Genomic DNA, 14,903 nt, shown 5'->3' with positions numbered 1-14,903 from the left:
GTGGTCGGGCTATGACGAAGCCATCCCTCACCGAACTCCTCCACGCCGCCGTCACCGCCGTCGGCGGTACGGAACGGCCTGGCCAGGTCACCATGGCCGAGGCCGTTGCCGAGGCTGTCGACGACCAATCCCATCTGCTGGTCCAGGCCGGTACCGGCACCGGCAAGTCCCTCGGCTATCTGGTGCCCGCGCTGGCGCACGGGGAGCGCGTCGTGGTGGCCACGGCGACCCTCGCGCTCCAAAGGCAGCTCGTGGAGCGGGACCTTCCGCGTACGGTGGACGCGCTGCATCCGATACTGCGCCGCCGCCCCCAGTACGCCATGCTCAAGGGGCGGTCGAACTACCTCTGTCTCCACCGGCTCCACGAGGGAGTGCCGCAGGAAGAGGAAGACGGTCTTTTCGACCAGTTCGAGGCGGCGGCACCCTCCAGCAAGCTGGGCCAGGACCTGCTGCGCATGCGCGACTGGGCGGATGAGACGGAGACCGGGGACCGGGACGACCTCACGCCCGGTGTTTCGGACCGGGCGTGGGCACAGATCTCCGTCTCCTCCCGTGAGTGCATCGGAGCGACGAAGTGCGCGTACGGCGCCGAGTGCTTCGCCGAGATGGCCCGTGAGCGGGCCAAACTCGCCGATGTGGTCGTCACCAACCACGCCCTGCTCGCCATCGACGCCATCGAGGGCGCCCCGGTGCTCCCGCAGCACGAGGTGCTGATCGTCGACGAGGCCCATGAGCTGGTCTCCCGGGTGACGGGTGTGGCCACGGGGGAGCTCACCCCCGGCCAGGTGAACCGTGCGGTGCGCCGTGCGGCCAAGCTCGTCAACGAGAAGGCGGCCGACGCGCTCCTGACCGCGTCCGAAGGCTTCGAGAGAGTCATGGAGCTGGCGCTTCCGGGGCGTCTGGAGGAAGTCCCCGAAGACCTGGGTTACGCACTGATGGCGCTGCGGGACGCCGCGCGTACGGTGATCTCCGCGCTGGGTTCCACCCGGGACAAGTCCGTCCAGGACGAGGACGTGGTCCGTAAGCAGGCCATGGCGTCGGTCGAGAGCATTCATGGTGTGGCCGAGCGCATCACCCAGGGCTCCGAGTACGACGTCGTCTGGTACGAGCGGCACGACCGTTTCGGTGCCTCCGTGCGGGTCGCCCCGCTTTCCGTCTCGGGCCTGCTGCGCGAGAAGCTCTTCGCGGAGCGTTCTGTCGTCCTGACCTCGGCGACGCTGAAACTCGGCGGGGATTTCAACGGGGTCGGAGCTTCCTTGGGGCTTGCCCCGGAAGGCACCGCGGGTGATGACATCCCGCAGTGGAAGGGTCTCGACGTCGGTTCCCCCTTCGACTATCCGAAGCAGGGCATCCTCTATGTCGCCCGCCATCTGGCCACGCCGGGGCGGGAGGGCTCTCGTACCGACATGCTGGACGAGCTCGCCGAGCTGATCGAGGCGGCAGGTGGCCGGACCCTGGGGCTGTTCTCGTCCATGCGGGCGGCTCAGGCCGCAGCCGAGGAGCTGCGGGGCCGGCTCGGCAAGCCGATCCTCCTCCAGGGCGAGGAGACGCTCGGCGAGCTGATCAAGAACTTCGCCGCGGACCCGGAGACCTGTCTCTTCGGCACACTCTCGCTCTGGCAGGGGGTCGACGTTCCTGGAGCGAGCTGCCAGCTCGTGATCATGGACCGGATTCCGTTCCCGCGCCCCGACGACCCGCTGATGAGCGCCCGCCAGAAGGCGGTCGAGGAGGCAGGTGGCAACGGGTTCATGGCCGTCGCGGCGACGCATGCCGCACTGCTGATGGCTCAGGGCGCCGGCCGGCTCGTACGGGCCACGGGCGACAAGGGAGTGGTCGCGGTGCTCGACCCCCGGCTGGCCAACGCGCGGTACGGAAGCTACCTGCGCGCTTCCCTGCCCGACTTCTGGTACACCACGGACCGCAATCAGGTGCGCCGCTCACTCGCTGCCATCGACGCCGCCGCCAAGGCCGACGGGCGGTAGCCGACCCGGAGAGGCGGCCCGCAGGGAAGGGGCCCAGCGGGCGGAGTGTCGCCCTCTCCGGCAGACGGCAGTCCGGCAGACATGGCAGGGCCCCGGGATCGGCGCAGTGCATCCCGGGGCCCGGTCCGACTCGGCGGGTTTCAGACCCGCCGCAGCACCGCCACCACCTTGCCGAGGATGGTGGCCTCGTCGCCGGGGATCGGCTGGTAGGCGGAGTTGTGCGGGAGGAGCCACACATGGCCGTCCTCGCGCTTGAACCGCTTGACCGTGGCCTCGCCGTCCAGCATGGCCGCCACGATGTCCCCGTTCTCCGCGACCGGCTGGCGCCGGACCGTGACCCAGTCGCCGTCACAGATCGCGGCCTCGATCATCGAGTCGCCGACGACCTTGAGGACGAAGAGCTCTCCGTCGCCGACCAGCTGGCGAGGAAGCGGGAAGACGTCCTCGACGGATTCCTCGGCGAGGATCGGGCCACCGGCGGCGATCCGGCCGACCAGTGGAACGTACGAAGCGGCGGGCTTGCCCGTCGTATCGGTCGGCTGGGTGCTGGGCTGATCCGAGCCCCGGACCTCGTACGCACGAGGGCGGTGGGGGTCGCGACGCAGGAAGCCCTTGCGCTCCAGGGCCATCAGCTGATGAGCGACGGACGACGTGCTGGACAGCCCCACCGCCTGGCCGATCTCCCGCATCGAGGGCGGGTACCCTCGGCGCTGGACCGAATCACGAATGACCTCGATCACCCGCCGCTGCCGGTCCGTGAGCCCGGAGCTGTCCGCCCGGATTCCTGGTGGGCGGCCGGGCAGTGAGCGCGCGGGACGCGCGGGCTCCTGCCCCTCCGTGTTCATGACTGAGTCATTCATTGCATGCACCGGCTCAAGTCGGCTCTGGGAGCGGTGGTCCTGGGCAGTGATGGTGGCACTGTCTGCGGTGGTGGTCACGTCGGCCCCTCTCGAATGTTCTCCCTAGTTGGACAACGGTAGTAGCTTTCGAAAGGTTGCGCCAAACACACGTTCGAGTGAAAAACAAATAAAGGCCCGCCGAGGGCTTATGGCGGGGTGTATGGGCGCCCTCCGGGGCGACCGGCAATTCGGACCATTACGGTAGCGTCCGTGCTTCCCGGAGGTGCGTGCGGGGGCCCTTTTCCGGGGGTGCCACGTCAGTCTGCCACCCGGCGCCCCGGCCTCGGGGGAGCCGTGGGTTTCACGTACCCTCGTGCCTGGCTGTGCACCGCCCAGGCGGCCCGCAAGCGCGACACGCGCTAGGGCCGAAAGTGCGGCGAAACCCTAGATCTAGTGGTTGGATTGCCTCGGTCGCCCAGAAGTTGTGGTCCCTGGTCCATCGGGGAGCGGCGATCGCCTATGCTTGAGCCTGCTCCGAAGGGCCCGTGACGGGCCTGGAGGGGCTATTCAGTCGTGCTGTGAAGGAGGGTTGGGAGCCATGCACTGCCCCTTCTGCAGGCACCCCGACAGCAGGGTCGTCGACAGTCGCACCACCGACGACGGCACGTCGATCAGACGGCGCCGCCAGTGCCCCGACTGCTCCCGCCGTTTCACCACGGTGGAGACCTGTTCGCTGATGGTGGTCAAGCGCAGCGGCGTGACGGAACCCTTCAGCCGTACCAAGGTCATTTCCGGTGTCCGCAAGGCGTGCCAAGGGCGGCCCGTCACCGAGGACGCGCTCGCCAAGCTCGGCCAGCGTGTCGAAGAGGCGGTGCGTGCCACCGGCAGCGCCGAGCTGACGACCCACGACGTGGGTCTGGCCATACTCGGCCCCCTGCAGGAACTCGACCTCGTCGCGTACCTGCGGTTCGCGTCCGTGTACCGGGCGTTCAATTCACTCGAAGACTTCGAGGCAGCCATCGCGGAGCTCCGCGAGCAGCGGCCTCACGCGTGCGGGAGCGGCGAGACCCTTGAGGTCCCCGCGCCCGCCGTCGCCGCCGACTGATCGGCACCGGCCGGCCGGCGGAGGTCTGCCGGTCGGCGGCAGAGCGATACCAAGACCTGTTCCCGACGCTGCCAGCGGCGTCCGGAGCATCAGACACACACTGTGCCCTGGGAAGAACTGGGTACTTCAGGGCGTTTTTGCCCACATATGGGAGGCGGCATGACAGAGACGGCGAGCGGCCCGGCACGAGGTTCCCGCACCAAGGGCACCAAGTCGACTGCGAATCGGCAGGGTCTGCGTATCGAGCGCATTCACACCACCCCCGGCGTGCATCCGTACGACGAGGTGGCGTGGGAGCGCCGTGACGTCGTCATGACCAATTGGCGCGACGGCTCGATCAACTTCGAGCAGCGTGGCGTCGAGTTCCCCGACTTCTGGTCGGTGAACGCGGTCAACATCGTCACCAGCAAGTACTTCCGCGGGGCCGTCGGTACCCCGCAGCGCGAGACCGGTCTGCGACAGCTCATCGACCGGATCGTGAAGACCTACCGGAAGGCCGGTGAGGACTACAACTACTTCGCCTCTCCCGCTGACGCCGAGATCTTCGAGCACGAGCTGGCATATGCCCTCCTGCACCAGATCTTCAGCTTCAACTCGCCGGTCTGGTTCAACGTCGGAACGCCTCAGCCGCAGCAGGTCTCCGCCTGCTTCATCCTGGCCGTCGACGACTCCATGGAGTCGATCCTCGACTGGTACAAGGAAGAGGGCATGATCTTCAAGGGCGGCTCCGGTGCCGGCCTGAACCTCTCCCGTATCCGCTCCTCCAAGGAGCTGCTCTCCTCCGGCGGCAACGCCTCCGGCCCGGTCTCCTTCATGCGTGGCGCCGACGCGTCCGCAGGAACGATCAAGTCCGGTGGGGCGACCCGCCGCGCGGCCAAGATGGTCATTCTCGACGTCGACCACCCCGACATCGAGAACTTCATCGAGACCAAGGTCAAGGAGGAGGAGAAGATCCGCGCCCTGCGCGACGCGGGCTTCGACATGGACCTGGGCGGCGACGACATCACGTCCGTCCAGTACCAGAACGCCAACAACTCGGTCCGCGTGAACGACGAGTTCATGAAGGCCGTGGAGACCGGCGGGAAGTTCGGTCTGCGCGCCCGGATGACCGGTGACGTCATCGAGGAGGTCGACGCCAAGTCGCTCTTCCGCAAGATGGCCGAAGCGGCCTGGGCCTGTGCCGACCCCGGCATCCAGTACGACGACACCATCAACCACTGGCACACCTGCCCGGAGTCCGGCCGGATCAACGGCTCGAACCCCTGCAGCGAGTACATGCACCTGGACAACACCTCGTGCAACCTGGCCTCGCTGAACCTGATGAAGTTCCTCAAGGACGACGGCGAGGGCCACCAGTCCTTCGAGTCCGAGCGCTTCTCCCAGGTCGTCGAGCTGGTCATCACCGCGATGGACATCTCGATCTGCTTCGCGGACTTCCCGACCCAGAAGATCGGCGAGAACACCCGCGCCTACCGTCAGCTGGGCATCGGTTACGCCAACCTCGGCGCCCTGCTGATGGCGACCGGCCACGCCTATGACAGTGACGGCGGCCGCGCGCTCGCCGGAGCCATCACGTCGCTGATGACCGGCACCTCGTACAAGCGTTCCGCCGAGCTCGCCGCGGTCGTCGGCGCGTACGACGGCTACGCCCGTAACGCGGAGCCGCACCAGCGCGTCATGAAGCAGCACTCCGACGCCAACGCCGCCGCCGTGCACGTGGACGACCTGGACTCGCCGATCTGGGCCGCCGCCACGGAGGCCTGGCAGGACGTGATCCGGCTCGGAGCGAAGAACGGTTTCCGTAACGCCCAGGCGTCGGTCATCGCCCCGACCGGCACCATCGGTCTCGCGATGTCCTGCGACACCACCGGCCTGGAGCCCGACCTCGCCCTGGTCAAGTTCAAGAAGCTCGTCGGCGGCGGCTCGATGCAGATCGTCAACGGCACGGTTCCGCAGGCGCTCCGTCGCCTCGGCTACCAGCCGGAGCAGATCGAGGCGATCGTCGCCCACATCGCCGACAACGGCAACGTGATCGGCGCCCCGGGCCTGAAGGCCGAGCACTACGAGGTCTTCGACTGCGCGATGGGCGAGCGTTCCATCTCCGCGATGGGCCACGTCCGGATGATGGCGGCCATCCAGCCGTGGATCTCCGGCGCGCTCTCCAAGACGGTGAACCTGCCGGAGACGGCCACCGTCGAGGACGTCGAAGAGGTCTACTTCGAGGCGTGGAAGATGGGCGTCAAGGCGCTCGCGATCTACCGCGACAACTGCAAGGTCGGCCAGCCCCTCTCCACCAAGAAGTGGGAGGAGAAGAAGGCCGAGGTGACCGCGAAGACCGAGGACACCATCCGCACCGCGGTGGAGAAGGTCGTCGAGTACCGCCCGGTCCGCAAGCGTCTGCCCAAGGGCCGGCCCGGCATCACCACCTCCTTCACGGTCGGTGGCGCCGAGGGTTACATGACCGCCAACTCCTACCCGGACGACGGTCTGGGTGAGGTCTTCCTGAAGATGTCCAAGCAGGGCTCGACCCTCGCGGGCATGATGGACGCCTTCTCGATCGCCGTCTCGGTCGGTCTCCAGTACGGCGTGCCGCTGGAGACGTACGTCTCGAAGTTCACCAACATGCGCTTCGAGCCGGCCGGTATGACGGACGACCCGGACGTGCGGATGGCGCAGTCGATCGTCGACTACATCTTCCGCCGCCTGGCGCTGGACTTCCTGCCGTTCGAGACGCGTTCCGCGCTCGGTATCCACTCGGCCGAGGAGCGTCAGCGTCACCTCGACACCGGTTCGTACGAGCCGTCGTTCGAGGACGAGGACCTGGACACCGAGAGCCTCGCTCAGTCCGCTCCGCTCCAGGTGGAGCCGCTGAAGGCGGTCGCGGCCCCGCAGGAGGCGGCTGAGAAGCCGGCTCCGAAGACGGCGCACACCTCGGCCGAGCTGGTCGAGATGCAGCTCGGCATCAGCGCGGACGCGCCGCTCTGCTTCTCCTGCGGTACGAAGATGCAGCGCGCCGGTTCCTGCTACATCTGCGAGGGCTGCGGCTCGACCAGCGGCTGCAGCTGATCCAGGACGCCCGATCAGGGCGTGAAGCACCTGCCCGGGGCGGTGGAGCCGATCATTCGGCGCCACCGCCCCGAGCGGTTTCGCGGCCAGGGTGCGGCATCCGGGCGGTGCGCCCGCCGCTCAGGAACCCGAGGCGCGGCTTCCCATGACCGCGGCGAACTCATCGGGGTCGCCATCGAATCCACGCACCTCCGGGTGGAACGCCCAGATACCTGAGCTGTCCCGGGTGAACTCCGCGATCACCGCCGCAGTGGCCGTCGGGACGCCCGAGAAATCGTTCTCCGAGAGATTCGTGTATCCCTCGCGGACCTGCATACCGGTGCGCTGTATCTCCCCGAAGGTCTTCCGGCCGTCCCGCTGCTGGATGGCGACGCCGACGATCACCCGGACGTACGTCGCGGCCAGCCGGCCCAGCTCGAACGTCATGACCTCGTCGAACCCGAGGCCCTGGCCCGTCCTGCTGTCCCGGTTGAGAGTGATCGTGCCGTCCGGTGAGCGGCTGTCGAAGTGCACCAGATAGGCGGGGCGGCCGTACGGATCGTCCGTGGTGTACGTCGCGGCGATGATGTCCAGGTCATGGGCCGGCTCGCCCGCCGCGCTGGGGTCCCATTTGACCCTCACCTCAACCTTGTCGATGTCCTTGTTGGGAGTGCTCATCGGACTTTCCTCCTCGCGCCGGGCCGGCGGACCGCTCTCACCGCCCGATCATGGCCGTAACTGTCCGTGAATCCAACCGCCTTGGCATCTGGCGACGCAATCGGGCCATGGTCGTGACGGCCTCACTCGATGCGGGGTACGGCGCTCAACGGGGATCGGGCGCGGGGGCTGCTGGATGACTGACTCCCTCACGGGAGAAGCCGGTGACGATTGCTCCGGGGCAGTCCGTCGTAGCGTGACCGGCGCCACGCCGGGCGCCGTACGATGGCGCGGTGCTGGTCAAGTGGATTCGCTGCGACGTGACGGACCGTCATGGATTCGAGCGGGGGCAGCGAAAGTGGGCGGGGCTGCTGGGTGAGCCGGGGTTCAGGGGGCAGAGCGGAGGGTGGAGCCGGGGGCGTCCGGATGTGGCTCATGTCTTCGCGTTCTGGGAGAACCGCGTCTTCTACGACTCCTTCATGGCGCGCGGGCACGACCGGCTGGCCACGGCGCAGTCCGGAATGTACCGGAACATCCAGGTGAAACTCTTCGAGTACCGGTTCGACGTGAAGACCGGTTTCGAGCCGCACTTCACGGACGCCGACGTCGTCAGGGTGGCGCACAGCCGGGTCTATGAGGACCGGGTGGAGCATTTCGCGCTCATGCAGCGGCAGGTGTGGAATCCGGCGATGGCCGGATCACCGGGAATGCTGCGTGGGATGTTCGGGGAAGCGCCGGGGCACGAGTTTCTGGTGCTGTCGATGTGGCAGTCGAGTGCGGAGCGGGGCAAGTACCGGCCGCAGGGCGTGGAACGGCTCTCGGACCGGGCGCAGACGGACACGGATGTCGCGGAGCTCGCCGGGGACGTGGTGGAGCTCCAGCCGCTGTGGACGGTGTGACCGGCTGAGGCGCTGTGCGCTCCGGCTCTCGGTCAGGTGGCGGGGGTGGACTCGGCCGGGGACGGTGCGGTGCTGGGCGGCTGCGGGGGTGCCGGTGACGCTTCAGGTGGCCGTGTGGCCGGCGGCCGGGGGGTGAACACGCCGGCGAGGCCGGCTGCCACGGCGCCGTCCGCCGCCTGATCGGCGAGGGCTTCGTCGATCGGTTCGCGGGTGACGAACAGGCGCAGGAACAGCGGAGCGGTGGCCGCCCGCACGAGTGCGCCCGCATCGGTGGCCCGCGGGATCTCGCCGCGCTCGACCGCCCGCCGGACGACGGACTCGCAGCGCCGGAACCGTTCGGAGTAGAAGGCCTGCAGCGCGTCGGCCGCCTTCGCCGACTGGAACGCGGCCGCGATAAACGCGCTCGGCGCGGCCGCCGCCGCCGGATCGGCGAACGAGGCCGCCGTCTCCCGGGTGAGCGCGCGCAGGTCGTCCCGCAGGCAGCCGGTGTCGGGGGGCGTCCAGTCGTCCTCGCCCGCCAGGTCGAGCGCGTCGACGACGAGCCCTTCGAGCCCGCCCCAGCGGCGGTAGAGGGTCGTCTTGTGCACCCCCGAACGTTCCGCCACGTACTCCATCGACAGGCCCGGATAGCCGTGCTCGGCCAGTCCGGTGAGGACGGCGTCGCGAACGGCCGCCCGGGTGCGGGCGGTGCGGCCGCCCGGACGGCGGGAGCCTGGGGCGGGGTCCGGATCGGCCGGTGACGAGGTCCGTTCATCCATCAATTGCTACTCCTGTTGCGTTAAGGCTTCCCAGTGTGCCACACTCGCCTTAATGCGAATCTGACTGCATTTGCAGCCGGGGGCAGGTTCGCATGCCTGGCCGACTGTTGACGATGCCCGACTCCCGGCGGCCGCCCTGGGCGGCCCGACGCTGGAGGTGCTCTTGCCCACTCAGATCTCTGTGCATGACATGACTGTGACCCGCGGGGAGCGAATCCTGCTCGACGATGTCTCCTTCACCGTGCGCCCGGGGGAGCGGATCGGCATCGTCGGGGAGAACGGCGCGGGGAAGAGCACCCTGCTGCACGTCCTCGCCGGTCTCGAAGCGCCGGACACCGGCGAGGTGGTCACCGTTGCCGAGAAGGGAGCGGAGCTGCTGGCGCAGACGCCTCGGCTGCCGCCCGACAGCACCGTGGGGGACGCGATAGACGCGGCTCTCTCCGAGCTGCGTGACCTGGAGCGCCGACTGCGCGAGGCCGAGGCGGACCTGGGCGCGGCCGATGAGGCAGGTCTCGCTCGGTACGGGGACCTCCGCACCACCTACGAACTGCGCGGTGGGTACGAGGCGGATGCGCGGATCGAGAAGGCCATGCACGGACTGGGCCTGGCGCGCATAGGCCGTGAACGGACCCTCGGAAGTCTCTCGGGCGGCGAACTGGCCCGACTGGGTATCGCGTGCCTGATCGCGGCGGCTCCGGAGGTGATGCTGCTGGACGAGCCCACCAATCATCTCGACGAAGCGGCTCTGGAGTGGCTGGAAGGAGCGCTGCTCTCCCATCCCGGCACCGTTGTGGCGGTCTCGCACGACAGGGTCTTCCTGGAACGGGTGACCTCGGCCGTCCTGGAGGTCGACGCCGACCGCAGGACGATCGTGCGGTACGGCGGTGGATACGCGGGATTCGTGGCGGAGCGGAAAGCGGCACGAAGCCGGTGGGAGCAGGCGTACGCCCAGTGGACGGAGGAGGCCGCGCGACTGCGGGACTACGTCGCGACCACCGCCCACGGCGTAGCGCCCGGGCGAGCCATCAAGGACAACAACAAGATGGCGTACGACCGGGCGGGAAGCCGGGTCCAGGCGTCCGTGTCGGGACGGGTCCGCAACGCCCAAGAACGCCTGCGCCGGCTCCAGGACGAGGCCGTGGAGAGGCCTCCGGACCCCCTGCGCTTTTCTGCCAGGCCCGAGGCGGGCGCGGTGGACGGGGACCTGGTTGCCCTGGCGGGTGTCAGGGTCGGGGACCGGCTCGCCGTCGACGAGCTGACCGTGGGGGCGGGGGAGAAACTGCTGATCCACGGGGGGAACGGGGCGGGCAAGTCGACCCTGCTGCGCGTCATGGTGGGCCTCGTCGAGCCGGACGCGGGTTCGGTGATCCGGCGGGGCAGGATCGGCTATCTCGCCCAGGAGATCCCGGCGCACCGCCCGGCCCAGCGGGTTCTGGAGACCTTCGGCCGTGGTCTTCCGCTCACGGAGGAGGAGCAGGCGGAACTGCTTCTGTCGTACGGGCTGTTCCGTCCCCAGGACCTCCATGTGCCGGTCGGCGCGCTCTCCGCCGGCCAGCGTCGCCGGCTGGCGCTGGCCCGCCTGCTGGCCCGGCCGGCGGACCTGCTGCTTCTCGACGAGCCCGCCAACCACCTGGCCCTCGGCCTGGTCCAGGAGCTGGAGGAGGCGCTGTCCCACTGGCCGGGTGCGCTCGTCGTGGTCTCCCACGACCGGCTCCTTCGACGCCGTTTCGTCGGTCACATACGCCGGATGGAGTCCGGACAACTGCTCGATTGAGGCGACCTGGGCCTAGGGTCGTGGCATGGCACGACCGCAGCGCATTGTCCTTGTCCGGCACGGCGAGTCCGAAGGCAACGCAGACGACACGGTGTACGAGCGGGAGCCGGACCACGCGCTGAGACTCACGGCGAACGGACTGCGGCAGGCCAGGGAGACGGGGGTGCGGCTGCGTGAACTGTTCGAGGGGCAGCGGGTCAGCGTGTATGTCTCGCCCTACCGTCGGACACACGAAACGTTCAGATCCTTCGGTCTCGACCTGGACAAGGTGCGGGTGCGGGAAGAGCCCAGACTGCGTGAGCAGGACTGGGGGAACTGGCAGGACCGAGAGGACGTACGTCTGCAGAAGGCGTACCGCGACGCGTACGGCCACTTCTTCTACCGCTTCGCCCAGGGCGAGTCCGGGGCCGATGTGTACGACCAGGTCGGAGCGTTCCTGGAGAGTCTGTACCGGAGTTTCGAGGACCCCGGCCATCCGGAGAACGTCCTGCTGGTCACGCACGGTCTGACCATGCGGCTGTTCTGCATGCGCTGGTTCCACTGGTCCGTGGCGGAATTCGAGTCGCTGTCCAACCCCGGCAACGCGGAGACACGGTCACTGGTGCTGGGTGAGAACGGCCGATACGCGCTTGACCGGCCGTTCGAGCGCTGGCGCACTCCGGAGCCGTACGGCATCACCGGATAGAGTGGCAGAGCGATGACCGCTGATTCTGCTTCCGACCGGCGCTTCGAACGCGCACTGGCCAGCCTGCGTGGGCTGTCCGTGGGAGACGCCCTGGGCTCCCAGTTCTTTGTCCCTGTCAACTATCCGCTGCTCAAACGGCGCGCTCTGCCGCCCGGTCCCTGGCAGTGGACCGATGACACCGAGATGGCTTCCTCCGTACTCGCCGTGCTCGCCGCGCACGGCCGAATCGACCAGGACGCGCTCGCTCACTCCTTCGCCGAGCACCACGATTTCGACCGGGGCTACGGCCCCGCGGTGAACCGGCTGCTCAGACTGGTCCGGGAGGGCGGCGACTGGCGCGAGCTGGCGTCCGCGCTCTTCAAGGGTCAGGGCTCCTGGGGCAACGGCTCGGCGATGCGTATCGCCCCGCTCGGTGCCTGGTACGCGGACGACCCGGAGCAGGCCGTGCACCAGGCCGAGATCTCCTCGTACACGACGCACCAGCACCGTGAGGCAGTGGTCGGTGCGATGGCGGTCGCCGCTGCCGCGTCGCTCGCTGCCGCGCCCGGAGGCCCGCCGGCGCCGAGTGATCTTCTCGACGGTGTCATCGCCCTCGTACCGCGCAGCGCGGTCGGCGCGGGGCTCCGCCGGGCACGGGACATGCTCGACTACCGGGACGCGGGGACCGTGGCGGCCGTTCTCGGAAACGGGCGCCGTACGAGCGCGCACGACACCGTGCCGTTCGCCCTGTGGTCGGCGGCACGGAGCCTCGGGGACTTCGAGCAGGCGTTCTGGGTGACGGCCCAGGCCGGTGGCGATGTCGACACGACCTGCGCCATCGTCGGTGGCGTGGTCGCAGCGGGCCCGGAAGGGGCGCCGCCCGCCGACTGGCTGGCACACACGGAAGAGCCGCCGCACTGGCTCGCCGTGGCGCGCGGCTGACGACTCGCCCCGGCCGAGTCCACTGTCACGGTCCTGCCACAGCCCGGTCCAGGGCTGCTGGAGAGACCGCGAGGGGAATACTCTTTCGGCCACGCCGCCACTCGTTGATCTTGTAGTGGCATGCGCCGAACGAGACGCCGGGGCGATCGCGCCGCCTCCTGGCCGTGCGAGCGGGCCCGGTGGGGGAGGGGTCCCATGTCCGATCAACCGTCCGAGGCGTCGCGTCGACCGTCCGAGCCGTCGCACCGACCCGATACGTCCACGTCACCCGGACGGGCCGAGTCGCCCGAGGCGAGCTCGGTGCCCGAAGGCGGCGGGTCCGGGGCTCACGCACCGGATGCGCACGCGGTTGCCGAGGGAACCGCGTCTTCCGCGGCCGGCTCCGCGAGGGCGCGCGCAGGGACGGAGAAGACCGGTGCGGTGGCGGACGCGACCGGCGCCGTGACGGTCGGCACCGGCGCGGCGCACGTGCCCGGGAGTACGGAGCCCGTCGGCCCGGTGCCGGGACAGCGGCAGCAGGCGAACCCGTGGCAGCACGGTGTACGCACCCCGGTCGCCCAGGGCCGACTGCACCCTGCACCCTCGATTCCCGTACCGGCCGGCACGCTCTGGTCCGTCCTGGCCACCGCGCTGCTCAGCGCCATCCTGCTGGGTGACGGCCTGGGCCCCAACCTCCTGATCGTCGCGGTGCCCGCGGCCCTCGCCGCCTTCTTTGCCGCGCTCCACGTGGGCCGGCGGCCGCGCCCCTGGACACTCACCTGGGCGCTCGGAGGTCTGGCGCTGCTCGTGGTGCCGGCGCTCCGGGACGCAGGCTGGCCGACGTTCCTCGCCATGGTCTCCGCACTCGCGCTGGGGTCCCTGGCGCTGCACGGCAGTCGCAGCTGGCTGGGCATCTTCCTCGGTTCGCTGGGTCTGGCCGGCTCGGCCGTTCCCGGTCTGCGGTGGGGATGGCGAGGGCTGCGGTCCCAGGCGGAGGCCTCGCGTGCCCGTTGGGGCACGGTGCTCCGCACGACAGGGGTGGCCCTGGTGCTGCTCATCGTGTTCGGCACGCTCTTCGCCGGAGCCGACGCGGCCTTCGCCGATCTGCTGGGCAACCTCACCCCCGATGTGTCGGTCGGGGAGGGCCCGTGGCGCTTCTTCCTGTTCCTGCTGGGGCTCGTCGGTGCGCTGGCCGCCGCGTACACCGCTGCGGCTCCGGCCCGGTGGGACGAGGTCACCGTCCGGCCCGGTCCGGCCCGCGGAAGGGTGGAGTGGGCCCTTCCGCTGATCGTCCTCAACCTGCTCTTCGCCGCGTTCATCGCGCTCCAGCTCGCCGTTCTGTTCGGCGGGTACGACAAGGTGCTGGAAGAGACCGGCCTGTCCTACGCGGAGTACGCGCGCCAGGGCTTCTGGCAACTGCTGTGGGCCACGCTGCTCACGCTGCTCGTGATCGCCCTCGCCCTGCGCTGGGCGCCGCGCGGCGGGGCCCGTGACCGGACGCTGGTACGCGGAGTGCTCGGCGCCCTGTGCGTACTCACTCTCGTGGTCGTCGCATCGGCGCTGCGCCGCATGGACCTGTATGTCGATGCGTACGGCCTGACCAGGCTGCGGATCTCGGTCGCGGCCATGGAACTCTGGCTGGGCGTGGTGCTCGTCCTGATCATCGCCGCGGGTGTGTTCGGTGCGCGGCTGCTGCCGCGCGCCGTTGCCGTGAGTGCCGCCGTGGGCGTGCTCGCGTTCGGGCTGGTCTCGCCCGACGGGATGATCGCGGAGCAGAACGTTCAGCGGTACGAGAACGACGAGTCCATCGACATCGACTACCTCAGGACGCTCTCGGCCGACGCCGTGCCGGCTCTGGACAAACTGCCGGAACCGCTGCGCTCCTGCGCGCTGGGGAGGATCGAACGCGATCTCGATGACGCGGACGAGCCGTGGTACGCGACCAGTTGGGGCGTATCGCGGGCCCGGGACATCCTGGCGGAGCGCAGCGCGCTGGAACGGGCCCACGCCTGCGACAGGTCGGGCCGGTACGGAACGGGCAGCGAACGGGACGGCGTCGACGGGGAGTTCTACGATCCCTATGACCCGTACTGATCGCTCCCGTACTGATCGCTCCCGTACTGATCGCTCCCGTACTGATCGCTCCCGTCCTGATCGCTCCCGCGCGGGGGGGGGGGGGGGGGGGGGGGGGGGGGGGGGGGGGGGGGGGGGGGGGGGGGGGGTGGGGGGGGGGGGTGGGGGAGGGGGGGGGGGAAGAGG

The 14,903-nt window shown here is 69.5% G+C and carries 11 protein-coding genes; 8 read left to right on the top strand and 3 right to left on the bottom strand.

Going from position 1 to position 14,903, the window contains the following annotated elements:
* Nucleotides 1–11: 11 nt before the first annotated feature.
* On the top strand, nucleotides 12–1,982 hold the full coding sequence (locus tag AC07FA_RS20140) for an ATP-dependent DNA helicase (RefSeq protein ID WP_479077117.1): 1,971 nt from the start codon (nucleotides 12–14) through the stop codon (nucleotides 1,980–1,982).
* A gap of 140 nt (nucleotides 1,983–2,122) precedes the next feature.
* On the opposite strand, the gene lexA is transcribed toward AC07FA_RS20140, so the two are convergent.
* A complete protein-coding gene (lexA, locus tag AC07FA_RS20135) occupies nucleotides 2,123–2,920 on the bottom strand; it encodes a transcriptional repressor LexA (protein ID WP_328906237.1) in 798 nt (265 codons plus the stop codon).
* A 499-nt stretch (nucleotides 2,921–3,419) separates the two neighbouring features.
* Between lexA and nrdR the strand changes: the two genes are divergently transcribed.
* Together nrdR and AC07FA_RS20125 are read left to right on the top strand one after the other, a co-directional pair.
* A complete protein-coding gene (gene nrdR, locus AC07FA_RS20130) occupies nucleotides 3,420–3,926 on the top strand; it encodes a transcriptional regulator NrdR (protein WP_479077115.1) in 507 nt (168 codons plus the stop codon).
* A gap of 159 nt (nucleotides 3,927–4,085) precedes the next feature.
* Nucleotides 4,086–6,992, top strand: coding sequence for a vitamin B12-dependent ribonucleotide reductase (locus AC07FA_RS20125; RefSeq protein ID WP_479077114.1), 2,907 nt, complete (start codon nucleotides 4,086–4,088; stop codon nucleotides 6,990–6,992).
* Nucleotides 6,993–7,112: 120 nt separating this feature from the next.
* Here AC07FA_RS20125 and AC07FA_RS20120 read toward each other — a convergent pair whose 3' ends face one another.
* Nucleotides 7,113–7,649: a TerD family protein gene (locus AC07FA_RS20120; protein ID WP_479077113.1), complete on the bottom strand. Its 537-nt coding sequence runs from the start codon at nucleotides 7,647–7,649 to the stop codon at nucleotides 7,113–7,115.
* Between the two features lie 272 nt (nucleotides 7,650–7,921).
* On the opposite strand from AC07FA_RS20120, the gene AC07FA_RS20115 reads away from it, so the two are divergent.
* Nucleotides 7,922–8,527, top strand: a complete 606-nt coding sequence (locus tag AC07FA_RS20115) for a YdbC family protein (protein WP_479077111.1) — start codon at nucleotides 7,922–7,924, stop codon at nucleotides 8,525–8,527.
* Nucleotides 8,528–8,559: 32 nt separating this feature from the next.
* Here AC07FA_RS20115 and AC07FA_RS20110 read toward each other — a convergent pair whose 3' ends face one another.
* Complete coding sequence (locus AC07FA_RS20110; protein ID WP_479077110.1) at nucleotides 8,560–9,285, bottom strand: TetR/AcrR family transcriptional regulator; 726 nt, start codon at nucleotides 9,283–9,285, stop codon at nucleotides 8,560–8,562.
* 190 nt (nucleotides 9,286–9,475) lie between these two features.
* Here AC07FA_RS20110 and AC07FA_RS20105 point away from each other — a divergent pair, with 190 nt between their 5' ends.
* The 4 genes from AC07FA_RS20105 to AC07FA_RS20090 all read left to right on the top strand — a co-directional run bounded on the left by AC07FA_RS20105 (nucleotide 9,476) and on the right by AC07FA_RS20090 (nucleotide 14,738).
* The gene (locus AC07FA_RS20105; protein ID WP_479077108.1) at nucleotides 9,476–11,059 is read left to right on the top strand and encodes an ABC-F family ATP-binding cassette domain-containing protein; all 1,584 of its coding nucleotides are present in this window, start codon (nucleotides 9,476–9,478) and stop codon (nucleotides 11,057–11,059) included.
* A gap of 25 nt (nucleotides 11,060–11,084) precedes the next feature.
* On the top strand, nucleotides 11,085–11,744 hold the full coding sequence (locus AC07FA_RS20100; RefSeq protein WP_479077106.1) for a histidine phosphatase family protein: 660 nt from the start codon (nucleotides 11,085–11,087) through the stop codon (nucleotides 11,742–11,744).
* Nucleotides 11,745–11,756: 12 nt separating this feature from the next.
* Entirely contained in the window at nucleotides 11,757–12,665 is a 909-nt protein-coding gene (locus AC07FA_RS20095; RefSeq protein ID WP_479077104.1) for an ADP-ribosylglycohydrolase family protein, read from the top strand.
* 195 nt (nucleotides 12,666–12,860) lie between these two features.
* Nucleotides 12,861–14,738, top strand: a complete 1,878-nt coding sequence (locus AC07FA_RS20090) for a DUF4153 domain-containing protein (RefSeq protein ID WP_479077102.1) — start codon at nucleotides 12,861–12,863, stop codon at nucleotides 14,736–14,738.
* Nucleotides 14,739–14,903: the final 165 nt, after the last annotated feature.

Source organism: Streptomyces sp. NPDC045968 (assembly GCF_056430475.1).
Note: the sequence above shows the minus strand (reverse complement) of the source record. Positions and strands in the feature narration are given on the sequence as shown.

Excerpts from the sequence above, each read along its gene's own strand:
- AC07FA_RS20120 (WP_479077113.1), bottom strand. The coding sequence starts at position 7,649 with ATGAGCACTCCCAACAAGGACATCGACAAGGTTGAGGTGAGGGTCAAA.
- AC07FA_RS20140 (WP_479077117.1), top strand. The coding sequence starts at position 12 with ATGACGAAGCCATCCCTCACCGAACTCCTCCACGCCGCCGTCACCGCC.
- AC07FA_RS20125 (WP_479077114.1), top strand. The coding sequence starts at position 4,086 with ATGACAGAGACGGCGAGCGGCCCGGCACGAGGTTCCCGCACCAAGGGC.
- AC07FA_RS20100 (WP_479077106.1), top strand. The coding sequence starts at position 11,085 with ATGGCACGACCGCAGCGCATTGTCCTTGTCCGGCACGGCGAGTCCGAA.
- nrdR (WP_479077115.1), top strand. The coding sequence starts at position 3,420 with ATGCACTGCCCCTTCTGCAGGCACCCCGACAGCAGGGTCGTCGACAGT.
- AC07FA_RS20105 (WP_479077108.1), top strand. The coding sequence starts at position 9,476 with ATGACTGTGACCCGCGGGGAGCGAATCCTGCTCGACGATGTCTCCTTC.
- AC07FA_RS20090 (WP_479077102.1), top strand. The coding sequence starts at position 12,861 with ATGTCCGATCAACCGTCCGAGGCGTCGCGTCGACCGTCCGAGCCGTCG.
- AC07FA_RS20110 (WP_479077110.1), bottom strand. The coding sequence starts at position 9,285 with ATGGATGAACGGACCTCGTCACCGGCCGATCCGGACCCCGCCCCAGGC.
- AC07FA_RS20095 (WP_479077104.1), top strand. The coding sequence starts at position 11,757 with ATGACCGCTGATTCTGCTTCCGACCGGCGCTTCGAACGCGCACTGGCC.